The 25791-nt window shown below is 61.9% G+C and carries 27 protein-coding genes and 1 other RNA gene; 7 read left to right on the top strand and 21 right to left on the bottom strand.

Translation table 11 applies throughout. From position 1 onward, the window contains the following. Nucleotides 1-41: 41 nt before the first annotated feature. On the top strand, nucleotides 42-704 hold the full coding sequence (locus CPA56_RS06680) for a fused DSP-PTPase phosphatase/NAD kinase-like protein (RefSeq protein WP_182041248.1): 663 nt from the start codon (nucleotides 42-44) through the stop codon (nucleotides 702-704). A 12-nt stretch (nucleotides 705-716) separates the two neighbouring features. On the opposite strand, the gene CPA56_RS06685 is transcribed toward CPA56_RS06680, so the two are convergent. From CPA56_RS06685 to CPA56_RS06725, 9 genes are all read right to left on the bottom strand, one after another. After that, nucleotides 717-1178, bottom strand: a complete 462-nt coding sequence (locus CPA56_RS06685; RefSeq protein ID WP_182041249.1) for a helix-turn-helix domain-containing protein — start codon at nucleotides 1176-1178, stop codon at nucleotides 717-719. 83 nt (nucleotides 1179-1261) lie between these two features. Further along, entirely contained in the window at nucleotides 1262-2815 is a 1554-nt protein-coding gene (gene lnt / locus CPA56_RS06690; protein WP_229707486.1) for an apolipoprotein N-acyltransferase, read from the bottom strand. A gap of 9 nt (nucleotides 2816-2824) precedes the next feature. After that, the gene (locus CPA56_RS06695; RefSeq protein ID WP_182041445.1) at nucleotides 2825-3655 is read right to left on the bottom strand and encodes a GNAT family N-acetyltransferase; all 831 of its coding nucleotides are present in this window, start codon (nucleotides 3653-3655) and stop codon (nucleotides 2825-2827) included. A 129-nt stretch (nucleotides 3656-3784) separates the two neighbouring features. Continuing rightward, complete coding sequence (locus CPA56_RS06700; protein ID WP_182041250.1) at nucleotides 3785-4315, bottom strand: Fur family transcriptional regulator; 531 nt, start codon at nucleotides 4313-4315, stop codon at nucleotides 3785-3787. A 134-nt stretch (nucleotides 4316-4449) separates the two neighbouring features. Then, on the bottom strand, nucleotides 4450-4869 hold the full coding sequence (locus CPA56_RS06705) for a MucR family transcriptional regulator (RefSeq protein WP_182041251.1): 420 nt from the start codon (nucleotides 4867-4869) through the stop codon (nucleotides 4450-4452). 458 nt (nucleotides 4870-5327) lie between these two features. Next, entirely contained in the window at nucleotides 5328-5819 is a 492-nt protein-coding gene (gene rimI, locus CPA56_RS06710; RefSeq protein WP_182041252.1) for a ribosomal protein S18-alanine N-acetyltransferase, read from the bottom strand. Continuing rightward, nucleotides 5819-6514, bottom strand: coding sequence for a tRNA (adenosine(37)-N6)-threonylcarbamoyltransferase complex dimerization subunit type 1 TsaB (gene tsaB, locus CPA56_RS06715; protein WP_182041253.1), 696 nt, complete (start codon nucleotides 6512-6514; stop codon nucleotides 5819-5821). The genes rimI and tsaB overlap by 1 nt, the downstream gene beginning before the upstream one ends. Further along, a complete protein-coding gene (locus CPA56_RS06720) occupies nucleotides 6505-7143 on the bottom strand; it encodes a malonic semialdehyde reductase (protein WP_182041254.1) in 639 nt (212 codons plus the stop codon). Before CPA56_RS06720 ends, tsaB begins: the two co-directional genes overlap by 10 nt. Nucleotides 7144-7149: 6 nt before the next feature. Next, nucleotides 7150-7713, bottom strand: a complete 564-nt coding sequence (locus tag CPA56_RS06725; protein ID WP_182041446.1) for a NifU family protein — start codon at nucleotides 7711-7713, stop codon at nucleotides 7150-7152. Between the two features lie 178 nt (nucleotides 7714-7891). On the opposite strand from CPA56_RS06725, the gene fbaA reads away from it, so the two are divergent. Continuing rightward, on the top strand, nucleotides 7892-9007 hold the full coding sequence (gene fbaA, locus CPA56_RS06730) for a class II fructose-bisphosphate aldolase (RefSeq protein ID WP_182041255.1): 1116 nt from the start codon (nucleotides 7892-7894) through the stop codon (nucleotides 9005-9007). A gap of 3 nt (nucleotides 9008-9010) precedes the next feature. On the opposite strand, the gene CPA56_RS06735 is transcribed toward fbaA, so the two are convergent. Further along, nucleotides 9011-9334 (bottom strand): hypothetical protein, encoded by a 324-nt coding sequence (locus tag CPA56_RS06735; RefSeq protein WP_182041256.1) that lies wholly within the window; start codon nucleotides 9332-9334, stop codon nucleotides 9011-9013. Nucleotides 9335-9336: 2 nt separating this feature from the next. Beyond that, nucleotides 9337-10242, bottom strand: coding sequence for an FAD-dependent thymidylate synthase (thyX, locus tag CPA56_RS06740; protein WP_182041257.1), 906 nt, complete (start codon nucleotides 10240-10242; stop codon nucleotides 9337-9339). Between the two features lie 119 nt (nucleotides 10243-10361). Between thyX and ssrA the strand changes: the two genes are divergently transcribed. The 3 genes from ssrA to CPA56_RS06755 all read left to right on the top strand — a co-directional run bounded on the left by ssrA (nucleotide 10362) and on the right by CPA56_RS06755 (nucleotide 12535). Beyond that, nucleotides 10362-10684, top strand: a transfer-messenger RNA (tmRNA) gene (gene ssrA / locus CPA56_RS06745). A 124-nt stretch (nucleotides 10685-10808) separates the two neighbouring features. Further along, on the top strand, nucleotides 10809-11417 hold the full coding sequence (locus tag CPA56_RS06750) for an SspB family protein (protein ID WP_182041258.1): 609 nt from the start codon (nucleotides 10809-10811) through the stop codon (nucleotides 11415-11417). A gap of 14 nt (nucleotides 11418-11431) precedes the next feature. After that, nucleotides 11432-12535: an AbrB family transcriptional regulator gene (locus CPA56_RS06755; protein WP_182041259.1), complete on the top strand. Its 1104-nt coding sequence runs from the start codon at nucleotides 11432-11434 to the stop codon at nucleotides 12533-12535. A gap of 88 nt (nucleotides 12536-12623) precedes the next feature. On the opposite strand, the gene CPA56_RS06760 is transcribed toward CPA56_RS06755, so the two are convergent. Both CPA56_RS06760 and CPA56_RS06765 read right to left on the bottom strand, forming a co-directional pair. Beyond that, nucleotides 12624-13490 carry a glycosyltransferase family protein gene (locus tag CPA56_RS06760; protein ID WP_182041260.1) on the bottom strand — a complete coding sequence of 289 codons (867 nt, stop codon included), beginning with the start codon at nucleotides 13488-13490 and terminating at the stop codon, nucleotides 12624-12626. A 78-nt stretch (nucleotides 13491-13568) separates the two neighbouring features. Continuing rightward, the gene (locus tag CPA56_RS06765) at nucleotides 13569-13787 is read right to left on the bottom strand and encodes a hypothetical protein (protein WP_182041261.1); all 219 of its coding nucleotides are present in this window, start codon (nucleotides 13785-13787) and stop codon (nucleotides 13569-13571) included. A 307-nt stretch (nucleotides 13788-14094) separates the two neighbouring features. On the opposite strand from CPA56_RS06765, the gene CPA56_RS06770 reads away from it, so the two are divergent. After that, on the top strand, nucleotides 14095-15276 hold the full coding sequence (locus tag CPA56_RS06770) for a transglycosylase SLT domain-containing protein (protein ID WP_407645663.1): 1182 nt from the start codon (nucleotides 14095-14097) through the stop codon (nucleotides 15274-15276). Between the two features lie 21 nt (nucleotides 15277-15297). After that, nucleotides 15298-15855, top strand: coding sequence for a DUF1643 domain-containing protein (locus CPA56_RS06775; RefSeq protein WP_182041262.1), 558 nt, complete (start codon nucleotides 15298-15300; stop codon nucleotides 15853-15855). 58 nt (nucleotides 15856-15913) lie between these two features. Here the strand turns inward: CPA56_RS06775 and dld are convergent, their stop codons facing one another. The 8 genes from dld to CPA56_RS06815 all read right to left on the bottom strand — a co-directional run bounded on the left by dld (nucleotide 15914) and on the right by CPA56_RS06815 (nucleotide 25763). Continuing rightward, a complete protein-coding gene (gene dld / locus CPA56_RS06780) occupies nucleotides 15914-17629 on the bottom strand; it encodes a D-lactate dehydrogenase (RefSeq protein WP_182041263.1) in 1716 nt (571 codons plus the stop codon). A 176-nt stretch (nucleotides 17630-17805) separates the two neighbouring features. Continuing rightward, nucleotides 17806-19716: a DNA mismatch repair endonuclease MutL gene (gene mutL / locus CPA56_RS06785; protein WP_326831310.1), complete on the bottom strand. Its 1911-nt coding sequence runs from the start codon at nucleotides 19714-19716 to the stop codon at nucleotides 17806-17808. Nucleotides 19717-19781: 65 nt separating this feature from the next. Further along, nucleotides 19782-20315, bottom strand: coding sequence for a DUF3035 domain-containing protein (locus tag CPA56_RS06790; RefSeq protein ID WP_182041264.1), 534 nt, complete (start codon nucleotides 20313-20315; stop codon nucleotides 19782-19784). Between the two features lie 79 nt (nucleotides 20316-20394). Further along, the gene (lspA, locus tag CPA56_RS06795) at nucleotides 20395-20898 is read right to left on the bottom strand and encodes a signal peptidase II (protein ID WP_182041265.1); all 504 of its coding nucleotides are present in this window, start codon (nucleotides 20896-20898) and stop codon (nucleotides 20395-20397) included. Then, a complete protein-coding gene (gene ileS, locus CPA56_RS06800) occupies nucleotides 20895-23864 on the bottom strand; it encodes an isoleucine--tRNA ligase (RefSeq protein ID WP_182041266.1) in 2970 nt (989 codons plus the stop codon). Before ileS ends, lspA begins: the two co-directional genes overlap by 4 nt. A gap of 70 nt (nucleotides 23865-23934) precedes the next feature. After that, entirely contained in the window at nucleotides 23935-24867 is a 933-nt protein-coding gene (locus CPA56_RS06805) for a bifunctional riboflavin kinase/FAD synthetase (RefSeq protein ID WP_182041267.1), read from the bottom strand. Between the two features lie 40 nt (nucleotides 24868-24907). After that, the gene (locus CPA56_RS06810) at nucleotides 24908-25192 is read right to left on the bottom strand and encodes a twin-arginine translocase TatA/TatE family subunit (RefSeq protein WP_182041268.1); all 285 of its coding nucleotides are present in this window, start codon (nucleotides 25190-25192) and stop codon (nucleotides 24908-24910) included. Nucleotides 25193-25295: 103 nt separating this feature from the next. Next, on the bottom strand, nucleotides 25296-25763 hold the full coding sequence (locus CPA56_RS06815) for a CHAP domain-containing protein (protein WP_182041449.1): 468 nt from the start codon (nucleotides 25761-25763) through the stop codon (nucleotides 25296-25298). Between the last annotated feature and the right edge of the window lie 28 nt (nucleotides 25764-25791).

Consider the following 25791-nt stretch of genomic DNA (forward strand, 5'->3'; position numbering starts at 1 on the left):
GCCTGATTGACGAAGGCCCGCAGCCATGAAAAGAGACGGACATGTTCAAAGGAACCCTTTCCTCTCCCATGCAGCGGCTGCGTGCCTGGCATGACGGGCTGTTCGTGGACCATGCCATCTTCCGGCTGGTCTGGACCAATCTGGCCCCTGTCCTGCCGGGCCGTGTCTGGCGGAGCAACCATCCCACTCCGGGCCGCCTGCGCCGCTGGCAGAAAAAGCTGGGACTGGCCATGGTCATCAACCTGCGGGGCCACAGGCAGTGCGGTGCTGACGCCCTCGGCCGGGAAGCCTGTGGGACGCTGGCTCTTCCCTATCTCGACATGGCCTTTGAGAGCCGCAACGCCCCCCATAAAGACCGCATCCTGCGCTTTCACCAGCTGTACAGCGAAGCCCGTTTCCCCCTGCTCCTGCACTGCAAGTCCGGTGCGGACAGGGCTGGTCTCGCCAGCGGGCTGGTGGTCCTGTTCGAGGGGGGGACGACTGAAGAGGCCCTGAAGCACCTCCACTGGCGGTTCCTGCATTTCCGCCGGTCCCGCACGGGCATTCTGGATGCCTTCTTCCTGCTCTACCAGAAGACGGCGGAGCACCGCCTGCCTTTCCTTGACTGGGTACGGCATGAATATGACGAGGATGCCTTGCGCACAGCTTACAGGGCGGGCCGCTTCAGCTCGTTCCTCAATGACATGATCCTGCGCCGGGAATAGATAAGGCCAGTTTCAGGATGACCGCTCCGCCACGTCCCTGATGAAGTTCAGGAGCTGCTGGCGGGTCTTCTCATCCCTGATGCTGTAATAGGCCCTGGCCAGCTCCAGCGTCTCCGGCAGCATGAGCAACTCGATGCCACTGTCCTTCTTCTTCGCAGCGGACGTCTCCGCCGTCTCCTCACGTCCATCCCCTTTCTGGAAAGGGGCCTGTTCCTCATGAAGGCCAATACCGGCCGGACTGGTGAACCCGTCCAGTTCATCGAAGAAAAAACCGACGGGCACATCAAATATCCGGGCAAGTTCATACAGCCTGCCCGCCCCGACACGGTTCGTTCCCCGTTCGTATTTCTGTATCTGCTGGAAGGTAATGCCAAGGGCCTTGGCCAGTTTCTCCTGTGAATATTTCCGTAATCCCCGAAGGAGGCGAATACGTCTGCCTACATGCGCATCAACAGACGAAGCCAGCTCTGTCATCAATCCAAACCTCAGTAAGAACAGGTCATGAAATTTACTATTTATTCATAAATATGAACAATAAATTATGGCCTATCTACACGTTACCGTGATCTGCTTCTGAACAGCCTCCGCCTGCGACAACCCGTCCACCTCGGGAGAACGGACAGCACCACCACAAAAAGGGACAGGAGACAGGGCACCCAGCGTCCCAGAGTGGCAAAGAGAGTGGCCTTTCCGGGCCCCGGCAAGGGACGGACCAGCACCTGTTCCTGCCCCCAGCCCGTCCGTCCCACTTCCCGGCCATAGGCATCATAGATGGCAGAAACCCCACGGTTGTTGGCAAAGACGACCGGCAGCCCCTCTTCCACCGCTCTCATGCGGCCTGTCGCCAGATGCTGGCGTGGCCCTGCACTGTTGCCATACCAGGCGTCATTGGAGATCGTCAGCAGCCAGTCAGGCCGGTGCCCGGGAGCCACGACGCTCCCCGAGAAAACGATCTCGTAACAGACCATGGGGCCGACCCGACCGATCTGTGGCAGGTCCCACGTTTTCAGCCCCGGCCCCGGCACCACCTCAGCCGGCAGAAGATGGAAGGGCAGTATCCAGGGATCATATTCCCCGAAGGGCACAAGACGGCTCTTGTCATAGATGGCCTCGATGTGTCCGTCCGGGGCCAGAGCCATCAGGCTGTTGTACCAGCGGTCGGCTCCCTCCGCCCGCCTGTCCGACCCCAGCAGGACCGGAGCACCGGATGCCGACGAGGCGATGGCCTGCCGTGCCCAGCCATCTTCCTCCAGCAGACCGGGAAAGGCCGATTCGGGCCAGACGACAACAGCGGGACGCTCCGGCATCTGCTGGCGTGCCTGCCGCACGCCCTGTTCCGTCAGCTTCAGATAGGCATTGAACTGGGCCACGGCACTGTCCCGCTCCAGCACCTCCGTTTCCCGCACGTTGCCCTGCACGATGACCACGGCCGGATTGACATGTCCGGCCAGAACATCCTCGTGGCTGACCCTCCATGCACCCCAGCCGCACCAGATGATGCCACAGAGACCGACCGACATGACGGCCCGCCATCCCTGCCACAGAGCCAGGGAGGCCAGCACCAGAACGAGCGTCAGCCCGTCAACCCCTATGAGGGACGCAGGCTGGATGAGCCAGTCCCCCAGCCCTCCGATCACCTCCAGAGAGCTTCCCAGCGGGTTCCATGGAAAACCGGAAAAGTAGAACACCCGTGCCATGTCGGCCAGCGTCCACGTTCCGGCAAACAGCAGCACCCGTGGCCACCCCACAGGAACCAGCCGACACAGGACAGCCGGCACGATCAGGAGTGGTGCGATCAGCAGGGCGACACCGGGAGCGGCAAACGGGACCACCCACCAGAAATCATGCACACGTGTCAGGATGGCATTGGTCAGCCAGTACAGCCCGGCCGTGTGATACCCCATGCCGAACAGGAAACCCCACAGGGCCGCACGCCTGTGACTGGGAGCCACACACACGGCCCGATAGAACAGGCCCAGAGCCAGCGGCATGACAGGGACGATATTGAAAGGGGGCAGTGACAGTGCTGTCAAAGCCCCCAGAACCAGCATGAACATGGCACTGCGCCATCCTCCATGCTGCGGAGAAATGCACAGTGCCTTCATCACCATGAGGAAACCTTAATCCAGAGCATCCTTCAGTCGACGCTCGTAATGACGATAATATTTGTCAGCCAGCAGCTCGCTCTTCACCAGCACCGCCACGTCCGTGGTGTTGAACTGTTCATCCACGACCGCACCGTCACCGACATATCCACCAAGACGCAGATACCCCTTGATGAGCGGTGGCAGCTTGTTGAGACAGGCACGACGGTCCAGAGTGGACGGGTCAAGACGGCGCATGTCCACATAACGCTCCGGCAGGGCCTTCACCCGCAGGGCTGGCGGGGCCAGATGGTTATGATACAGCCATGTCAGCTCCTCGCCCATCGTGTCCGGCGAGGTTCCATGCAGGCTGGCACAGCCAAACAGTATGTCGATCCTGTGCAGGAAGATGTAGGAGGCAATCCCGCGCCACAGGAGCTGCATGGCCGCACGGCCACGATATTCTCTCGCCACGCAGGAACGCCCCACCTCCAGCAGACGGCCAGAAAAATCCGTCAGGCAGGAAATGTCATATTCGTCCGCCGTGTAGAAACGGCCATCCGGCCCCAGGGAATCGGACCGCAGAAGACGGTACGTTCCCACAACGGAGGCCGCACCGGTCCCGAGAGCATGATCGACGACCAGCAGATGGTCCGCAATCTCGTCAAACCTGTCCGCATCAAGACGGGTCCTCAGGGCCTCCTCACTGGGATGCGCCCCCATTTCCTCAAAAAACACACGATACCGCAGGGCCTGTGCCGCCCGGATATCCTCTTCCGTCTCGGCAAGACGAACCCCGAGACTTCCACCACGCAGTTCCTGGAAACCGCCCTCACGGTTGAGGGCCAACGTTGCCAGGGTATCCATCTGCCGCTGTGCCTTCTCGCTACCGGCAGTTCCTCCTACATCCAACTTTTCCACATCCTGGGAGGTAATGCCCGCATCCCCAACGATCTCTGACACACTCTTTCCGGTCATACGAAACCAACTTACTCCTTATGCCCGGCCTGGACTGGAATCATTCTCACCCCCAGCACCAGGGGGGGCATCTTTCTTTTTTCCTGAAGTCGTGCGGCGACCAAACAGCTCCGCCCGGTGAGACATGAGATCAAAGCCCAGTTCTGCGGCAATCCTTGCCAGCAGACCGACCAGCTCATCATTCTCGAACTCAATGACATTACCGCTATCAATATCGATCAGATGGTAATGATGCCCATTCTCACTTGCTTCATAACGGGCGCGTCCACCCCCGAAGTCCCGCCGTTCCAGAATGCCCTTTTCTTCCAGCAGACGGACGGTACGGTACACGGTGGCGACAGATATACGGCTGTCCAACTCCGAAGCTCGGCGGTACAGCTCTTCCACGTCAGGATGGTCTTCCGCCTCGGACAGGACGCGGGCAATCACCCGCCGCTGCCCGGTCATCTTCAGACCATGCTTGACGCAAAGACGTGCGATGGGGGAATCCCCCACCGCAGCCCCAGGCGCAGCACTCTCGCGCCCCGTTTTTTTTGTGCTCATCACCATGATTGATGATTTATCCGATTATGGTGCAGTTTGTCCAACCCACATCGTGATCTGGGGGATGGCTTCTCTCACTTTTACAAAAAAGCCATGCTTTCCCCAAGGAAGGCATGGCTTTCTTCTGAAGTTATACTTGCTTACTGCTCTGCACTGTCCTCGCGACGACGGCCAAGGCCAATGCGCCGTGCAAGGGAAGAACGATGGTTGGCGTAATTGGGAGCAACCATCGGATACTCTGGCGGCAGGCCCCAACGCTCACGATATTCCTGCGGCGTCATGTTGTACGCCGTCTTGAGATGACGGCGGAGAAGCTTCAGCTTCTTCCCGTCTTCCAGGCAGATGATATAGTCAGGGAAGACGGACTTGCGAGGCGGTACGGCAGGAACGGGCTTCTCCGGCTCCGCCTCGACCGGGGCACCGGCACCGGCAAGTGCGCCATGAACGGAACGGACCAAGTCGGGCAGGGATTCAGCTGCAACATCATGGCTGCTCACGTAAGCAGTAATGATCTGCGCTGTCAGCTGACGCAGATCCTGTGTTTCTGTCTCAGACGACATAAAATAGTTATCTCCCAAGAAATTTAGCCCGATCTATAACGAATTGTAGAAAAAGACAACAAGAAAAAATCAACCCCAGTAATAGTAACTACTTGTTGATAGGATAAGGACCTCCGAAAGCCCTATAGAAAACCTCCCCCGAAAGTCATGTTACATTGGGGTACTGAACTTGAGCAGGGAGCTATAATAACACTATATTTTATCGGTAAATGTTAACCTTTTCACAAATTCTCATCTTTCTCCAAGAAATTCTCCCGTCCTTCCACCGGGAAATTCTTGCCCATGCTCCGCTACACAAGCCATTATAGACAGAAGGTTACTGCGAAATAATAATGTGACAATCTGCTGCCGTTACCACCACCATTACGGAATGTTATTCCCTGAACCCATGCCCATGCACGGCCTCCATTCCGAGAACACAGATCATTTTCATGGCATGAAGGCTGGAGCGGAGGCCCTTATCCGGGTGACCATCTCAGAAGACGGGCATCCTCACCATCATCGTAATAGCGTGGCCTCATGGCCACCTGACGGAACCCCAGTGTCTCATACAGGCCCGCAGCGGCACGGTTGCTGACACGGACTTCCAGAAACAAGGTGTCACCCGCCTGCTCAGCCTGACGTACAAGATGTGCCAGAAGTCTTCTGGCAACACCGCAGCGTCTCCAGCGGGGATGAACCCCCAGGCTCAGTATCTCGCCTTCATCCACGACATGACGGCTGACAATGAAACCGACCGGCAGGGCCTTTCCAGCCCATGAAACGCTGGCAAGCCATGCCACAACGCCCGGCATGGCCAGAATTTGACCAAAGGCCGTCATATCCCAAGGCTCGTGCCCTGAAAAGGCTGCATGATGAAGGGAGGCCAGCAGTTCTGCCGCTTCCGGCCCAACCTCCCTCAGTTCAGGGACGACCTTCCCACGCCCTTCCGGGCCCGTTTCTCCAGACATTATTGTGGTGCAGGCCTCAGCCCCCCTGCCGGAGGCTTCGCCTCGGGCGGGTCAACATAGAGAGGCTCCAGGGCATGGGCCATCACGGAACCATGACCGGAAGCCTGACAGGCCGCCACGAAAATGCCCGCAGCCGTCGGTGAGGCATGTGGCAGACGGACAGTCTCCGACCCCAGCAGGGCCTCTCCCCGCTGACCTGTCAGCTCCGGCAGGGCGTCATCGCCATGAACGGCATCTCCTGCCACGACAGACCAGCAGCCCGGCCGGATGTCCGACACAGGCAGGGCATGCGCCGTCCCGCCCGGAGGATCCACGAAAACACGTCCCCGACGGGCCAGACACAGGATGGTGGCATCATCACGCTGCATGGTGACCCGCAGGGCATCACCCAGTCTCACGCCGACACCCTGACATTTCCAACCACGCACCAGCCCTGCCGCCAAGGACAGGGAAGCCCGCAGCCCCGTGAAAGACCCCGGCCCTACCACGGCCACCACCATCTCCGGTGGCCTTTCCCAGCCTGACCGGGCCAGCATGGCCTGAACGGCAGGCGCAAAACGCTCGGACGCCCCCCGCCCGGCGAGGACCTGCTCCTCCACCACGACACCACGCTCCAGCAGGGCGACCAGATTACTCCTGCCACGCCCCGCTCCCGCTCCATTGAGGACAAGACACCGCTCCGGCCTCACAGCCACAGGCAGGCCTCCTCATGCGGCAGACGAGGTGCCCGGGGTGATGATACCTCTCCTTCCGGATAGCCGAGGGCCACGAGAAAATTCGCCCGCCAGCCCTGCTTACGGAAGAGTTCCTCCTCCACCATCACGGCATCGAAACCGGACATGGGCCGGACGGCCAGACCTAGCGCACGGGCCGCCATGATGAGATAGGCCCCCTGGAGGGTCCCGTTACGGAAGGCCGTCTCATCACCCAGCCCGACATCTGCCGCAAACCAGTCCCGCAGACCGGGCATCGGGTTGAGCGTGCCGAACTTTTCAAAAAACAGGGGATCATACCCGACGACCACCAGCACGGGGGCAGCCATGGCCCGCTCCACGTTCCCCATGGAAAGGGCGGGGCGGATCTTCTGCCGGGCCTCCTCCGTCTTCAGGAAGGCGAAACGGGCCGGCGAGCAGTTGCCCGATGTCGGCCCCAGCCGGAGCAGATCGTAAAGGCGATGCAGCACGTCATCACCTACCGGACGGTCAGAAAAGGCCTCCGCCGTACGGCAGCGGGTGAACAGCTCCTCGGCCAGAACAGGCCTGGCCGCCTCATCTCCCCGCCCCTCGGCTGGCTGCTGCCCCTCCGGGGCCGGTGATGCCGTCATCGGCTCTTACTCCTCTACAGGTTCAACCGCCGTCACCTCCGGGATGTAGTGACGCAGCATGTTCTCCACACCGTGGCGCAGCGTGGCACGGGATGATGGACAGCCGGAACAGGCCCCCTGCATGCTCAGATACACCACACCCTCCCGATAGCCACGAAAGACGATGTCGCCGCCGTCACTGGCCACGGCAGGCCGCACCCGCGTGTCGAGCAGCTCCTTCACACGGTTCACGATCTCCTCGTCCTCGGGCGAGATGACGGCCTCCGGAGCCGCAATGTCTTCCGCCAGAACGGGCTGCCCTCCCCGGAAGAAGTCCGTCAGGGCCACCAGAACCTGCGGCCGCAGCGTTTCCCAGTCGGCACCGTCATCCTTCGTGACGGACACGAAATCGCTGCCCAGGAAGACACGCCGGACATCGGACATGCCAAAAAGCGCATCGGCCAGGGCGGACCGCCCGGCCACGACACCGGCCTCGGCAAAATCGACAGGAGACCGGTCACCTGTCACATCCCGCCCCGGAAGAAACTTCAATGTTGCCGGATTGGGGGTATCCTCGGTCTCGATCATCATCAGGTCATTCCGTGTCATAACGCCTCTCTTATCAGATACCCGTGAAATGAGTACCCTCTAACGCAATTCAATCACTCAGGACCTTTATAGTCCTATTTCCAGACAAAATATATCGGACTGGCAGACTCGTCTTTCTCTGCTACCATCGCTCCACCCGCTTTCCGCCCCGAGACACTCCATGACACCATCCCCGACCGTCCCCTCCAGCAGCCCGCCAACCATCCCGCCGGGTGTCGTCAGCGACACCACCTATCAGGCTCTCCTCCATGCCTGCCGCATGGGAGGCTATGCCCTGCCCGCCATCAACGTCAGCAGCTCCACGGCGGCCAATGCCGCACTGGCGGCCGCACGAGCCAACCGGTCGGACATCGTCATCCAGATTTCTGCCGGAGGAGCCCGTTTCTATGCCGGACAGGCCCTGCCCGACAAACAGCAGGCACAGATTCTCGGGGCCACGGCCCTGGCCCGGCATGTCCACCTGCTGGCCCGCCATTATGGCGTGGCCGTCATCCTCCACACGGACCATGCCAACCGTTCCCTGCTCGGCTGGATTGATGGCCTCGTGGAGGAAAGCCGCCTCCACCACGAGCGGACTGGCCAGCCCCTGTTCTCCTCCCACATGCTGGACCTCTCCACCGAGCCGGTTACCGACAACATCGCCACGGCAGCAGACCTCATCAGAAAACTGACGCCACTGGGAATCGGTCTGGAAATCGAACTGGGCATGACGGGGGGAGAAGAAGACGGGATCGGCCGGGAACTGCACGAGCACGGAACAGCCGACAGCTCTTCCCTCTATACCAGTCCGGATGACGTGCTGAGAGCCTGGGAAACGCTTTCCCCTCTGGGGGCACTCTCCATCGCCGCCGCCTTCGGCAACGTGCATGGGGTCTATGCTCCCGGCAATGTCCGGCTCCGCCCCGAAATCCTGCGTGAGTCCCAGAAACTCGTGGCCCTCCGGTGCCATACCGGCCCCAATCCTGTCCCTCTGGTCTTTCACGGCGGCTCCGGGTCGGAGCATGAGGCCATAAGGCGAGCTGTTCGTTATGGCGTGTTCAAATTCAATATCGATACGGACACCCAGTTCGCCTATGGCCAGGGCGTGGCCCGCTACATGACCGAGCATGAGGAAGCGTTCCGCCATCAGATAGCCCCCGATACGGGACGTCCCCTCAAGAAGCAGTACGACATCCGTAACTGGATGCAGGCCGGAGAAGACAGCCTCACCCAGCGGCTGACGGAAAGCTTCCACATTCTGGGAGCACAGGGCCGCAGCCTCGCCTGCCCGGCCTGACCCTCAGCGGGACGGGATGGAAGAACCCGGCGTCACCGCCGGGGCCTGTGGTCTCTGGCAGGACACCGTCCCCACGGGCTCCTGCCCGCAGGTCGGCAGGGGCCCATGCCGTCCCGGAAGAGGCCAGAAAATTTCTATGCCCAGCGAAATGAGCACCAGCAGCACGGCCAGCAGGGCCCAGGGCCAGAAGCGGGGCTTCCGCCCCCAGAAGGGCGGAATGCCAGTCTCCATCTGGAACCGCCGCCCTTCCCGCAGCAGGGCCTCGGAATCCTGAACGGGACCGGCGGGCCGGTCCTCATCTTCATGGGAGAAATCAGAACCGGACAAGATCAGCCTTCCAGAACGGCCTGCATTTCAGTCCATTCCCGCTTCGTCAGGCCGGATGTTTCCAGGGTGACCATCTCACCCGCAAGACGACGGCGCAGGACCCGGAGCATGCTGGCGGAAAAACTGTAGGCCCCGAGACGGTACTCCTCAAAGGCCTGCGCCGTATGGGGCACCCAGGCCTTGAGAATCTCGATCATCTTCTGTGCATAGACACGGATTTCATACTGGGCATGAGGATCAGACCGCAGGGCCAGGAAATGCATCAGGTTATGCAGGTCAATCTTCCAGTACCACTGGGTATAGGTATTGAGCGTCAGGTTGATGCGGGCCAGTTCCCGGGCAACGCCCATTCCCTCCGGGTCAAGCATCTGCTCATAGTCACCATAACATTGCAGCGCATCACGCTGAAGAATGGACAGGACCTCCTGCGCCGTCTCCGCACTGAGTGCCTCACCCCGCCCCTGATTGTTGACCCGGCTCTGGGCCGCAATCTGGGTGGCGTCAGGCAGATAGAACTCCCGGTCCAGCACGGAATAGCGGGCGGAATATTCGTTCACGCTCGCCATGCGGTGGCGTATCCACTGCCGGGCCACGAAGAGCGGCAGCTTCACGTGAAACTTGATCTCGCACATCTCGAAGGGCGTGGAATGACGGTGCCGCATCAGATAGCGGATCAGCCCGGCATCCTCGGTCGTCTTTCTGGTGCCCCGGCCGTAGGACACGCGGGCGGCCTGCACGACGGCCGAATCATCCCCCATATAGTCCACGACACGGATGAAACCATGGTCCAGCAGAGGAAACGGCTCGAAAAGAAGCTCCTCCATCGCCGGCACGGTCGGACGGACCGTCTGGTGGGGAGCGGCACGCACGGCCTCTATCTCGGAACGCTGTTCTTCTGTCAGGGCCATGACTGTCTCTCCCGCTCGTTCGAATGTACCGGCTTGTCCATGAAGGCGGATCAGCGTACCGGCCCGCTCTCCCACCAGACCATGATGTAACCGCCCGGAAGACAGAATGAAAGCCGTTTCACCTTGCCATGAAGGGGAAAGGGACCTATATCTTTTCCTGCCGGAGGCTTCGGCCTTGGCTATGGCGATAAACGGTAGATGGAATAAGTGTTGTGGACCCGGGGGCAGTGCCCGGCGTCTCCACCATCAGCCCGCAGGGGCGGACGCTATGGGGACGAAACAGGCTCGACACGCATGGTAAAGATCTACTTTTTGCCCGGTATTGTTCCGCCGTCATCGGGCTGACTTTACAAGTGCCAACGATAACTCTGAGGTGCTCGCTGTTGCTGCATAAGCGATAAGCGCGGTCCGGGGGGTGCACCGGGCAACAGAAGCCCCCCCACCTGTCTCATTTCTGAGACACCATCCTTTAATAAACAGAATATCAGGCCAGAACCCTTGCGATTTCCGACCGCCTGTCGCACACCTGAAAGACTTTCAGATGCAACAGGTGATGGTCTCCCTCGATGAGTGATGATACCAATGGCCCAGACGGGTTCGATCCTTCCATGCCCGCCAGTCTCCTCCCCTACGACAGATGGATGGAAGAAGCCCAGCGCAATGTCATGCTCAAGGCCCTGGAATATGTCAGCGAGCATGGCCTGCCTGGCGATCATCACTTCTACATGACATTCCGTACCGGCATGGCGGGAGTGGACATTCCCGCCCGTCTGAGGGAACGTTACCCGGACGAGATGACCATCGTCCTCCAGCACCAGTTCCAGAACCTGATGCTGAACCACAGGACCCGCTCCATGTCGGTCGGCCTGTCTTTCGGGGGCATTCCCAGCACGCTCCACATCCCCTTCAGGGCCATCACGGCCTTTGCTGACCCGCACATCCACCTCGTCCTGCATTTCTCCTCCCGCCCGGACGATGGCACCGATGATGCGGACCCGACAGGGGGTGATTTCAGTAACGGCAGCCCGGCGGACGTCCACAAGCTCCACCCCCTGACCTGCGACCCGGGGCCTGAGGCCGATCCCGGTCATGACGGCTCCCTCCATGAGGGAGCCGAGGTTGTCAGCCTGGCCGCCTTCCGCAAGAAGCCATCCCCTGATGGCCGACACAGCTGACCGGGGCTGAGCGTGTGACCCTGTCATCCCTCCGCTGGCGGTCCTACACCATGCGATGGGCGGGGCTGCTCTTCTTCTCCGCACTGATCTCCGGTCTGTTCCTTCTGCTGCACCTGACGGCAGGCATGATGCTCGGCCCGATGGTGGCCGGCATCATCATGTCGCTCAAGAACCGGGGAGTGACCATCCGGCCGGTTTTTTTCACCTTGGCACAGGCCATTCTGGCCTGTGTGGTCGTCAACAGCCTGACCTTCTCGGTCCTCCATCACATCCTGTCCCACTGGGCCCTCGTCCTCTTCAGCGTACTGTCCGTCATTGTCGTCAGCTTCGCCACGGGGGCTGGCCTCGCCTGGTTCGGGGTCATGCCCGGAACGACCGCCCTGTGGGGGACATCACCGGGAGCGGCCTCCACGATGGTCATGCTGTGCAGTTCCTTCGGTGCGGACTCACGGCTGACCGCCTTCATGCTCTATTTCAGGGTCATCATGGTGGCCGTGGCCACATCCCTGGTCTCGTGGATCGTCATACGCACCAGCCACAAGGCCAGCATCCCTCCCCCACCCGTACGGGGTGACCTCCTGCCCACATTGCTGCTGATCGCCACCAGCACCGTAGCAGGCCTCCGGCTGCGCTCTCCAGCCGCAACCCTGCTCCTGACGATCCTTGCCGGAGCCGTCGTCCAGCTGAGCGGCCTGTTCCAGATCAGTGCGCCTTTCTGGATCCGCATTCCGGCCTATCTGATCATCGGCTGGTCCATCGGCCTGCGTTTCACGGCCCCTGTCCTGCGCTATGCCCTGCGGTCCATTCCGGCCGTGGCCCTGTCATCTGCCACGCTCATCATCATCTGTGCACTGCTGGCCATTCCTGTCGCCCATTTTGCCCGGATCGACCTTCTCAGCGCCTATCTGGCCACCAGCCCCGGTGGGCTGGACACCATCATCGTCATCAGTGCCAACATACCGATCGCCCTGCCCTTCATCATCGCCATGCAGACAGCCCGCATGGTGGCCGTCATCACACTTGGCCCCGCCATAGCCCGGCCTCTCGGCCGCTGGCTGGAGCGTCACGCCCGCACCACACCAGCGACGGAACAGCTGGCACAGCCCTCCAGCGACTGAACCGGGAACAACCCGGATACGAAAAAGGCCCTCCACACCGGGAGGGCCTTTCCTTCATTCGAATCACCTGCAAAGAAGAAAACCAGTCTCAGCCATCAATGCGCAGGGCATCGAACTCATTGACCATGTCCGGCCGGTACTCGTTGCGGGCCTTCTCCAGATAGGCTTCCCACTGCGGCACATAATAGCCGTAGCCTGCCGGATTCTGGAAATACCAGTGACGCCACGCATGGAAGACATGATCATGCTCACGATAGGCCGGATCATCCAGAAGATGACGGGCTGCCGGTGGCTTGGCCGCATGGAAATGAACGATCGTGGCATGATCGTCCACGCCCCAGTAAGGCTTCCAGTTGAAGCGTGCGGAGAGCGGGCTCCACTGCGCATTGTAGAAGATACGCAGCAGCTCCTGGTCATACCCAGCCACATGGTCCAGATTGTCGCACAGGAAGTCCACCATGGCCGGCAGGTCACGACGCATGCGTTCGAGGTTCATCACCATGACCCCCGAATTCATGTCCACATAATAATCCTGCTTGCCGAACTGGCCACAGGCCGCAAAGATTTCCGGCTTGCAGAAATCAACCTGCGGGTCCTTCAGGAACATCACGTCACAGTCAGTATAAAGGACGTACTGGTCCTCCTGCTCCAGCAGGGGCAGCTCCAGGCGCATGAAGGCACCTGCGGCCGTGAGGATATAATTGGGCCATTCCGGCTTCAGGCGACGCTGCGCCTCAAGCAGACGGTCATAGAAATGCAGACGGTGGAAAATGACGTTCACGCCCGCTGCCCGCATCTCCCGGGTGAAGTCGCACTCGTTGCCATCAAACACCATGTGCGGGATCAGGGTCGTATTCTCACGGGCTGACTGCACCGCCACCCGGATACAGTCAATGAAGCCATGATCGGGGTCGTTGGACAGTGTCTTCTCTGTAATCGCAAAAAACCACTTCATCCCTCAACGCTCCCCAATACCCACTCTGTCAGAACAATACGGTCGGTCATCCATCTTCCCCGACTGGTTAAAAGTACCTTACCAGCTTTTGGAAATCAGCCAAAATTCTTCCGAGGTCAGCGTCACGGTACCCTGACCCGCCGTCTCTGCGGCAGCTTTGGCTAGAGCATGGATGCGCTCTATCAGGATCGTCTTGCGCTGGTGCACATCGGATGTTTCCTTTTCCGCGGCCAGTGTCTGCAAGGCCAGTTCGGCGGCTTTGGCAACCCGGCCGGCATCCAGTGCGGCGTAAGACATTCTCTGTACCTTTTCCCCTATGATGACCGACCACTGACTGGTCACAGTTAGACATAAAGACCACGGCGTGACAACAATCATGCTGCTGCCACGGGATATTCCTTCCCCGCAATAAGCCGGTTTCCGGACGATTTTCAATCCCTGCCGTTCCGTAAACCTCTTTTATAACATGATGTTTACTTATAAAACCCGACCTCCTCCCCTCTGTCCTGAATCATTTCCATGATAGGAGGGGAAAAGCCTCATGCACGCCCCTGCCCAGGAAGTCCCCATGATACGCACCGTTTCCCCTGCTTCTCCTCTGCGTATGGTCCGCCTCTGTCTGGCACTGCTGTTTCCCGCCCTGCTGGCCGCCTGTGCCACCCAGCCGGACATCAATGGCCCGACCATGCCCGTCATGGAGGAGCAGGCCGACTACCAGGCCCATGCCCGGTCCCATTACACGCCACCCGGGCCGCCCACCGATCCGTGGGGACCGTACATCAATGAGGCATCCAGCCGGTTCGACGTTCCCACGGAGTGGATTCGGGCCGTCATGCATCAGGAATCTGGCGGGCACCTGTATGACCGCTACGGCAATTTCATCACGTCCACACCCGGCGCCATGGGGCTGATGCAGATCATGCCCCCGGCCTATGATGACCTGCGTGCCCAGTACAATCTGGGGCCGGACCCCTACGACCCACACGACAACATCCTCGCCGGAACGGCCTACATCCGCCAGATGTATGACATATATGGCTCTCCCGGCTTTCTGGCCGCCTACAATTATGGCCCCGGAAGTCTGGACCATTACCTCCGCCAAAACCGTGCCCTGCCACGCGAGACCCGCAACTACGTCGCCGCCATCGCTCCCAAGATCATGGGCATATGGCCCCAGCAGCGGTCCCGCAATGACCTCATCGTGGCCCGCCATGACAGGACCGCCCAGGTGGCCCGCCGCATGGACACGGAGACGCCACTGGATGGCGGTGGAGCGGATGTCGGTGACGACGGCAGCACCACCACCAGTCCCGAACAGGCCGCCGTGCAGACGGCCGAGACCCAGGACATCCGGGCAGCCTGGGCGGCCCGTGGCTTCTCCACACCTCAACCCCGTCCTGCCGCCCCGCCCCGACCCCGCACGGTCCAGCCCCAGGACACCCCTCCTGCAACACAGGGGAACACGCTGCGCATCCGTTCCATTCCACTGGCCGATGCCCCGGCCAGCCGACGCAGCGCAACGGACATGGTCGCCGAATCAACCCATGACTGGGCCATCCAGCTGGGCAGCTATGGCGGAGAAAGGCAGGCCCTCATGGTCGCCACGCAGCTCCGTCCCCGCATCACGCCCATTGCGGGCAATGCCACAGTTCACGTCATGCCGGTCCATACGGTCCGGGGCACGCTGTACCGTGCACGCCTCATCAACCTGACACACAGTCAGGCGACAGGAGCCTGCAGACGCCTGCGGGGCACCATGGACTGCATCACCATCCCGCCCTCCTGACCGGCAGAAAAGAGCTTCCACATGACGCAGGCACCACATCATGTCGGTACGGCAAGGCCACTCCGGCTGGCTGACGACGTCACCAGCACGGCCCTCTATGCCGGACCGGGCGACTGTTACCGCTACACCCTCAGACGGTCATGGGACGAGACGAAACCTTTCATCATGTGGATCATGATGAATCCGTCCGTCGCCACGGAGGATGGAGATGACCGTTCCGTGGCCAAATGCCAACGTTACAGCCGCCAGTGGGGATATGGTGGCATGTTCGTGGGCAACAGCTTCGCCTATCGCTGCACGGACCAGAAACGCCTGCTGGAAGTCACCGATCCCGTCGGCCCGGACACGGACCACCACCTGCTGGAGATGGCCCGTCAGGCGGACCTCATCGTGCTGGCCTATGGCACGCCGCAGGCAAAGGAACTGCGCTACCGGGGGCCGGAGGTGGCACGGCTGCTGCTCCGGGCTGGTCACACTGTCACGGCCCTGCGGCTGAGCCGCAAGGGACACCGGCCGGAACACCCCCTCTATCTGCCCGCCAGCCTGACACCGGTTCCCCTGAGCGAAGAAGACTTCTGACCTTCCAGCCTCAGATAGGGACGGAACCCGTCAGGAGATGTCCCTGCCCGCCTGAACATCAGACGCTTTCAGCCACCCAGTCTTTCCTCTTCGTCTGACGGCCGATGCCCGGATTCAGGCAGTTGCAGGGGTCAAGCGACCGGTAATGGTCGGCCATGCTCTGCGGAGCGTGATAGAGATGCCCCACATTATGCTCGGCGGGATAACGGGCACCCCGTTTGTCCAGCAGGGGCCACATCATGGTCTTCTCGACCTCCATGGGGTCCACGCCCGGCCGGACGACATAATCCTGATGCATGACGTGGCAGAGGAAATGCCCGTAATAGAGTTTCAGCACGAGCTGGTCGTCCACCTCCTGAGGGAGACGTTCCAGCCACTCCCAGTCGTTCCGCCGCAGGGCGACATCCAGGGCCATCATGCCACCCGTGCTTCTGGAATGGACGGCCACATAACGGTTTGCAGCCCCGGCAGCCGCAAAACGGTGCAGGAAAGCCAGCTTGCCCTCCTGGGTCGTGCATTCAAAGAAGCCTCCCTCCACGGGCTGCCCATCCGCAAAGAAAGTCTTCAGCCACGGGCGGACCTGCCGTGCCAGCGTGCCCGACACCCGCAGCATGAGATGATGGTCATATTTCCGGTGATAATCCATCATGCGGGCCGGAACCTGCGACGGCAGGAACCGGCTGCCGAACTGCATGAGCAGATCGCTCAGCCCGTCCGGCACCCATGAAAGACGTCGGGCGAAGGAATCCATCCATGCCTTCATGCGGAACATGACCGGCAGATATTTCGTCCCCAGAAACCGGATGAGGGCCACCGTGTCCCGGCCATATCCGTCCGCAATGGCGAAGGCATCCCGGTGCATGTACTCGCCTGCGATCGGCAGCTCGTCAAAGGCGGTCAGCAGGTGCCGCCGTACCTTCTCCAGCGTGTCGGTCCTGTTGCTGCCGATGTAAAAGACGGCCGTATCCCTGGCCGCCGGGAACGTGTCCAGCCGCACGGCAAAAACGATCAGCTTGCCCGCATTGCCTGATGCCTCGAACAGACGGCCGGGGTCGGCATTGTACCGCCCGGGAGACGCCTCATCGACCTGCCGGATGCGGTTGACGTAATCATCATCATGAGCCTTCCGTCCATCGGACCAGTCCACGTCATCCGGGCTGTAACGGCCATGCTCCAGCGCATCCAGCACCGATTCGGCCACATCCTCATTCTGGAAGCGGATGCCAAGATGATTGACCAGATGCAGCCTGCCCTGCGCATCCACCTGCCCGTACAGGGCCAGCTCCGTATAGGCCGGACCTCTCTGCACGAGTGCGCCGCCGGAGTTGTTGCTCACTCCCCCGAGAACGGAAGCCCCGATGCAGGAAGACCCGATGACCGAATGAGGCTCCCGCCCCAGCGGGGCCAGTTTTTCTTCCAGCTCGTAAAGATCAGCCCCCGGCAGGCAGACAACCTGCCTGCCTGCCCCCAGAAGCTGGATGCCTTTCAGCCTGCGTGTGCTGATGAGAATGATCGGTCTGTCGTAACCGTCACCATCCGGCGTGGAGCCGCCCGTCAGCCCGGTATTGGCCGCCTGCATGAGCACGATGCGGCCTGATTCGACCGCCAGTTTCGAGACACGCCACAGCTCGACGAGCGAACCGGGTATGACCACGGCTTCCACACGGCCAGTCCCGAACCGGAAACCCTTGCGGTATCCATAGGTCGCACTCTCCGATGTCAGGACATGTCCGGCTCCGACAACAGACTTCAGCTCATCAACAATATCGGCCATTCCATCCTCTTCCTGTGCCCTGCCTGTTCCGGGTTGCCCGGGACGGAAAGGCCACATTCATGAAACAAGAGGATGATACTACCCCCCATTTCCCCGGAAGAACCATAGACAGCCCTGCGGAACCGGTCCGTTTCCCTGTAAAAGAAATGTGAAACGCCCCTTCCCAGCCGGACGTCTCACCTGACACGCCCGAAAAGCTTCTCCAGCCCGTCCTTGTCCAGCTTCAGCCATGTGGGGCGGCCATGCGGGCAGGTATTGGCCCGGGGGTGCTGTTCCATGCCCCGCAGCAGGGCATCCATTTCTTCCTGCTTCAGCACCCGTCCGGCACGGATGCTGCCATGACAGGCCATCCGGGCCATGATGGCCTCGAACCGACCGTCCAGACTGTCCGTCTGCCGTGCCGGAAGGTCGGGCATCTGCACGAGTTCGTCCGCCACGTCACGCAGCAGACCTTCCACATCCCCGCCACTCAGCGGAGCGGGGATGCTGCGTACCAGAATGCTGCCACTGCCGAAGGCCTCGATCTCCAGCCCGAAACCTGCCAGCTCCTCCGCACGGGCCGCAAGGGCCTCAGCCGCTTCATGCGGCAGGTCCACCACCTCCGGCAGCAGCAGGGCCTGCGCCCGCACGGCTCCCTCGGCAAAACGGGCACGCAGACGCTCATGGGTCAGCCGTTCATGCGCCGCATGCTGGTCCGTCAGGATCAGGTCTCCATCCGGAGCAACGGAGAGGATGTAAGTTGCGTGAATCTGCCCGATGGGTACGCCAAGAGGCTGAAGAGGCGGCTCCGCCTGCCGTTCCTGCACCGCAGAAGGGGCGGGTGGCTTCTCCTCCCGGCACTCCCCCGTCTCCACGTCCCAGCCGGGCGATGGCGTGTAGTTCCGCTGCCTTTCATCAAGGCCGGACGCACCCTTCCGCTCCACCGCAGCAGGAGACGGAAAACGGCGCACGGACGCCCCGAAGCCGAGATCGACCGATGGCGGCGTCCTGCCGCCCCCCGTATGCTCGTAGGAATAGGCGGTACCCGGCACCCTCCGGCTGATGGACGAGGCCCGACGGCCGATGATGCCCAGATCAGCCTGTATGCCACCACCTTCCCCAGCACCACGGGCCAGCGCACGCCCTACCACCCCGATGACGAAGCCTCTCACGTCCGCCTCATCCGCAAAACGCAGTTCCGTCTTGGCGGGGTGGACATTCACGTCCACACGGTCAAGCGGAAGCTGGAGATGCAGAAGGAGGACCGGGAACCGTCCTTTCTCGATGACCGGCCGGTAGGCCACCCGCACGGCCGTTCTCAGGATGGGGTCCACCACAGGCCGGTTGTTGACCAGCATGAACTGCCCGCTGCCGGTCCGTCTGGTCTCACCCGGGCCACAGACATAACCGCTCAACCGCATGGCCCCACGCTGCTCATCAAGGGCCAGAAGGCCGTCTTCCGGCACGCCAAGCACCGTGGCCACCCGTGTCCGTATGTCCTGCGGAGGAAGATTGAACACCTCCCGCCCGTCCAGAACGAAACGGATGGCACAGTCCGGCGCACTCAGGGCCACACGGCGCATGACAGCCTCGGCATGACTGCCCTCCACCCGGGCGGTCTTCAGAAATTTCCGCCGGGCCGGTGTGGCAAAGAAAAGGTCCCGCACCACGACCCGGGTTCCCACGGCTCCGGCAGACGGAACCGGCCCCTCGACAGCTCCGCCCTGCACGGACAGTTCCCAGGCCGTGTCAGCCGTTTCGGTCCGTGATGTCAGGAAAAGGCGGGCACTGGCCCCAATGGAGGGCAGGGCCTCACCACGGAAGCCCAGTGTCCTGATGGCCGTCAGATCGTCATCCGGCAGCTTGGAGGTGCAGTGCCGCTCCACGGCCAGAGGCAGCTCCTCAGCCTCCATGCCCCGGCCATTGTCGCTGACCTCGATCAGTTCACAGCCACCCTCCCGCAGGGTGACCTCAAGACGGGTGGCCCCGGCATCCAGGGCATTTTCCACCAGCTCCTTGAGAGCCGCTGCCGGACGCTCCACCACCTCACCGGCTGCGATGAGATCCACGACATGACTAGAAAGACGACGGATGACAGGCCGTGCCACGGTTTCCTCCTCAGACAGAACACGAGGCAGAACGGAACCAGACGACCGGCAGTCCCCCGGAGGGTTTACCTGCCGCCCTTCCGCAGGGTCGGTGTTGCCCCTTCGGTGAAACTCTGCCCCAGTGCTTCATTCTTCTGGATGCGCCGGTTCTCGGCCTCGCCATCCACGACATTGCCGGCACGGCCCCCACGCCAGAAAAGCAGGCTGTCCACGAAGCCCGCATCAGCATCGCCCAGTTCCGCATTGTTCGGCGCACGGGCAGCGGATGTGGCCCGCTGTACGAGAGCTTCCTGCCCGGCACTGTCCGTCCCCGCATCAGGATGCAGGGCCACGTCCGGGTCCAACGTTTCCAGGGCCTGCATGCGGGGGCTTTCATCCGGGCGGTTGGCACTGGCCGCTCCCGGGAGGGCCAGCTTCTCCGACGGTGGCATGGAAAGTGGCGCACGGGTCGTCACGGTATATTCATCCGGCAGGCTGCGCTGAAGGCCAAAACCACGGGCCACGTCACTGCCAGAGCACCCAGCCAGCGACAGCCCGAACGTGGCCAGAATACCCAACCGGACTCCATAACGCATAACTGAAGGAGCAAAAAGCCGCATGACAGGTTCCCGCACTGCACTCACAATAAGATGACCAATCCTATAGGGCCTGCCTGCAATGGGCAAGCCGCTTGTCTTTTTAACCATGACGGCCACGCCGCTCCACCAGAAAGGAGTCCAGCAGCCACAGCCCGACACCACAGACGATGGCCGAGTCCGCAATGTTGAACACGTACCAGGACCAGTCCCCGACGTGAAAATGCAGGAAATCCACCACGGCACCATAGCGCAGACGGTCGATCACGTTGCCGATGGCCCCGCCGATGATGCCTCCGCAGGCCAAGCTGACCAGACGGCGGCGTGCCCGGACCAGAACGACCAGCAGCCCCAGCACCGCCAGCAGGGACGTCACGATGAACAGCCAGCGGCCATGCCCGCCAAACATCCCGAACGTCACGGCATGATTCCAGACCATCGTGAAGTTGAGGCAGGGCATGACGGAGACGGTCCTCCGCAGCGGCAGGTCAAGCCAGTAGAGGATCCATTCCTTGCTCATCTGGTCCACGAACAGGACGATCAGGGCCGTCGCCAGCCCGATCAGCCGCCATCGTGGCACGAAATGGTCCGCCCTGTCCGTCCTCATGCACTTACCGCATCAAAACAGCGCAGGCAGAGGTGGCTGTGGTCCTCATTCTGCCCGACATCAGGCAGGACACGCCAGCAGCGGGCGCATTTCTGCCCATCCGCACGGCTCACCCTCACCTCGTCCTCGGCCTGACCCGGCTGCACATGGACCTCGGACGCCAGGCATAGCTCCGCCCAGTCGATCCCTTCGGACACGACCTGCTCATCGGCCGTCAGGGGCAGATGGACCTGGGCCTCCAGCGAGGAGCCGATCAGCCCTTCCCGGCGGGCGACTTCCAGAGCCGTGGTGACACGGCGGCGGACCTGACGCAGGGTCTCCCACCGTCCGGCCAGTTCAGGATCATGCCAGCCTTCTTCCGGCACGAAAAAGCGTTCCAGATGCACGCTGCCTTCCTGCCCGAAACGGGCCTGCCACGACTCTTCCGCCGTGAAGACCAGAGCCGGGGCCAGCCACGTCGTCAGGGCACGATGCAGCACGTCCAGCACGGTGCGGGCCGCCCGGCGTGCATGGGAGTCCGTCGGATCGCAGTAGAGGACGTCCTTGCGGATGTCGAAATAGAAGGCCGACAGCTCATTGTTGCAGAAATTGTGCAGCAGCGGATAGACGCCGTTCCACTGATGGGTCTTCACCGCCTCCTGCACACGCTGGTACAGCTCGTACAGACGGTGCAGAATGTACTGCTCCAGCAGCGGCAGGGCCTTGCGGGCCTTCACCGTTGCCTTGTGGCGGAGGGCACGGGCCGCCTCGTCCGGGACCAGCCTGTCCAGCATCACGTCCACCGGGGCGGACACGTCATCCCAGCCCAGCGGCAGGGCCTCGGCCTGCGTGAAGCCAGCCAGTGCCCCCAGCAGCCAGCGCAGCGTGTTCCGCACACGGCGATACAGCTCGCCCTGCTGCTTGAGAATCTCCTGACTGATGCGGAGATCCTCGTTGGTGTCGGAGTTCAGGACCCACAGGCGCAGCACGTCCGCACCCAGCGTCTTCGTCACGTCATCAGGCACGATGGTGTTGCCGAGGGACTTGGACATCTTGCGCCCCTGCCCGTCCAGCACAAACCCGTTCGTCACGACCGTCCTGTAGGACGCCACACCTTCAGCCCCCACACTTTCCAGCAGGGAGGACTGGAACCAACCGCGATGCTGGTCGGAGCCTTCCAGATACAGGTCAGCCGGGTAGTTCACGCCCTCCTGATGCAGGACGAAACGGTGGCTACATCCGCTCTCAAACCAGACATCAACAATGTCGAAAACCTGATCGTAATCTTCAGGATTGCGGCCTTCACCAAGATAGACGGCAGGGTCCGTGTCATACCAGGCATCCGCCCCACGCTCCCGAAAGCTCTGCACGATGCGGGCCATCACGTCGGCATCCCGCAGCACCTCACCGGTGCGTTTCTCGACGAACACGGCGATCGGCACGCCCCAGGACCGCTGGCGGGAGATGCACCAGTCCGGCCGCTGCTCGATCATGCTCGTCAGGCGGCGACGAGAGCTGGCCGGTACGAAGCTGATGTCATCAAGAGCCTTCAGGGCACGCTCACGCAGGCCGGGGCCACCCTCATCCCCTTCACGGGGTTCCATGGCGATGAACCACTGCGGCGTAGCCCGGAAAATCACCGGCTTCTTGGACCGCCACGAATGGGGATAGGAATGGACGATCTCCGCCCGGGCCATCAGGCCACGGGCCGGGGCACCGTCCTGCCGGGCCTGATCCCGCACCTGTGTCAGCAGGTCACACACGGGCTGCGTGGCCTTGAAGACATGAACACCCCCAAGCTCCGGCATCCAGTCCACATAGGTTCCGTTGTCGCAGACCTCTTCCGTCACTTCCACGCCGTGGGCACGGCAGAGCATGAAGTCGTCATGCCCATGCGCCGGGGCCATATGCACCAGACCGGTACCGGCATCCGTCGTGACGAAATCACCAAGCAGCAGCGGCACGTCATAATCAAACCCACGCCCCCGCAGCGGATGGGCGAACACGGCCCCTTCCAGCGCACTGCCGGGAAGGGTGTGAAGGACCTCATGCCCGGTGACGCCTGCACCGGAGAGGAAGTCTTCCAGACGGTCCACGGCCACGATCAGCTTCGCCCCGATCGGCACGAGACTGTCCTCGGCCACGCCGGTGACGTGGATGACCGTGTAGGTGATCTCCGGTCCTGCGGCCAGTGCCCGGTTGACGGGGATCGTCCACGGGGTCGTGGTCCAGATCACGGCCGAGGCACCGGAAAGCAGCTGCCCTTCCGTCGGGTCCTTCACATTGGGGAAGGCCACGAACAGGGTCGTGGAAGTGATGTCGTGATATTCGACCTCCGCCTCGGCCAGGGCCGTCTTCTCGACCGGACTCCACATCACGGGGCGCAGCCCACGATAGAGACGGCCATTGAGAAGGAACTTGCCGATTTCCTCAGCAATCTGCGCCTCAGAGGCGAAGTCCATCGTCACATAACGGTTGTCCCACTCCGCCTGGATGCCCAGACGCTTGAAGTCCTCCCGCTGGGCCTCCACCCATTTTGCGGCGTATTCCCGACATTCCGCACGGAACTGAAGAACAGGCACGGCATCCTTGTCCTTGCCCTTCCGGCGATATTCCTCCTCGACCTTCCACTCGATCGGCAGGCCGTGGCAGTCCCATCCCGGCATGTAGCGCACCTGCGCCCCGTTCATGCGCTGGGCACGGTTGATGACGTCCTTCATCACCTTGTTGAGGGCATGACCGATATGGATATGCCCGTTGGCATAGGGCGGCCCATCATGCAGCGTGAAGATGCTGTCCGCCCGACGCCCGGCCTCCGCTATCTGACCATCCAGCCCCGTCTCCGCCCAGTGGGCCAGCATGTCCGGCTCCCGCTTCGGCAGGTTGCCCCGCATGGGGAAAGATGTCTTGGGCAGGAAGACCGTTCCCCGGTAACGCTCCTGCTGCTCACGGAAAACGGTATCGGTCTTTTCTACAGGCTCAGACATGGAATAGGTGCGCCAGCTCTCAGTACGGGACAAAAATAACTGTACTTATGGAGAGAGCCTGCCGTCCCGGTCAACCCCCTGTCTTGCCGAGCACCTGCTTCGCCTGTGCGGCATCTGCCGCAATGTGGGCCTTCAGCTCATCAAGGGAGGAAAAGCGTTTCTCGTCCCGGAGCAGGGCAACCAGCTCCACCCCCAGTATCTGGCCGTACAGGTCTTCATCCACGTCGAAAAGATGAGCCTCCAGCCGGCTCTCCCGTCCGTCATTGATAGTCGGGCGGCGGCCGAGATTGGCCACGCCGGGCACGAGCCGACCATCCGGCATCTGCACCCTCACGGCGTACACCCCTCTGGCCGGTTCCATGTGTTCACCCAGGGCAATGTTCGCCGTCGGGAACCCCAGAAGACGCCCCCGCTGGTCGCCCCTGACGACCTCTCCCGTGATGGCCCAGTTACGCCCCAGGAGTTCGGCCGCCTTCTCGGGATAGCCCTCCTGAAGGAGACGGCGTATCCGGCTGGAAGAGACCGGCCCCGCCACGTCCGCCAGCTGCGGCACGATGCTGACACCCACGCCATGCTGCACCAGCAGCCGCTCCAGCAGGGCCACGTCCCCTTCCCGCCTGTGCCCGAAGGCAAAATCCGCCCCGCAGGCCACATGAGCCACGTGCAGCCCCTCGACCAGCACATCCCGGACGAAGGCCTCCGCCCCCAGGCAGGAGAAGGCCTCGTCAAATTCCGCCTGCACGATGCAGCTCACGCCCTGCTCCTCCAGAGCCTTCGCCCTCACCTCCGGCCGCATGAGCCGGAAAGGCGGGTCCTGCGGGCGGAAGAAAGACCGTGGATGCGGCTCGAAGGTCAGCACTCCCAGCCGACAGCCGGGACGTGCCATCTTCAGGCTCTGGAGCAGATGCACATGGCCACGATGCACGCCATCGAAATTGCCCAGGGCGACGGCCGCCCCCCAGCAGGAGCGGGGTACGTCCCGCCAGTCCATGCAGAAAGTCATGTCGGCATCATCATCGGGTCGTCAGGTACCGGAGACGTGGTCAACGGGGGCGGTGGCTCTCATCATCAGCCATGCGGACGTCCGGCTGCTGGTGGACTGTCGGACCCTGCGGCTGGCCGGCCTGCGGGGCCGCCGGCGGGGACAGACGCTCGTCGGACGGTCTAGGGGCGGTGCCGTCCCGGTCATCCTCGGCCATGCCCTTCTTGAAGGATTTGATCCCCTTGGCGAAGTCGCCCATCAGGCTGCTGATCTTGCCGCCACCACCGAACAGCACCAGAACAATAACGGCAAGGATTATCCAGTGAATCGGACTCATGGTACCCATAGGACCATTCTCCCCAATGAGGTTTAAGGCACCTTTCATGTGGCAGGGGCGGACGGATTGTGCAACCCCCCGGACCGTACCCCTGTCATGTCACGGAAACATCCTAGCGCATCGGCAGGATGAAGCCGTAGGTCGGATACACGCGCCGCCCCATGCTGCCCACCGGTGCCCACCAGACACGGACGGCCGACCAGTCCCCCCGTGGTGACACGTCCTCCACCGGCACGCCACGTTCAATACGGCCACCAACCCAGTTGGCATGGTCCACCTCGATCCGCCGCCTCGTGCGGATGCGCCTCACGACCGAGACATGCCCGTCCGGTATCCGGGAACTGGCCCGGAAGACCAGCACACTCCCCGGCTGCGGCCTGTGACTGAGCTGGTAATGGCCCCGGGCCGCCCACCACCAGCCCGCAGCCCGCCCCCGCAGATTGATGCCGCTTACCTGTCTGGCATAAGGCGCACACTGCACGGGTCCATGATAGGACCCCACCGAGGTGCCGCTACAGGCTCCGAGGGCAAGGCAAAATACAGAGCATACAACCTGCCACCTTCTGAGATGGCCTGCCACATCCCCTTTCGCTACCTGCCTTGGTTCA

This window comes from Bombella mellum (genome assembly GCF_014048465.1).
In the GTDB taxonomy this organism is placed as follows: Bacteria; Pseudomonadota; Alphaproteobacteria; order Acetobacterales; family Acetobacteraceae; genus Bombella; species Bombella mellum.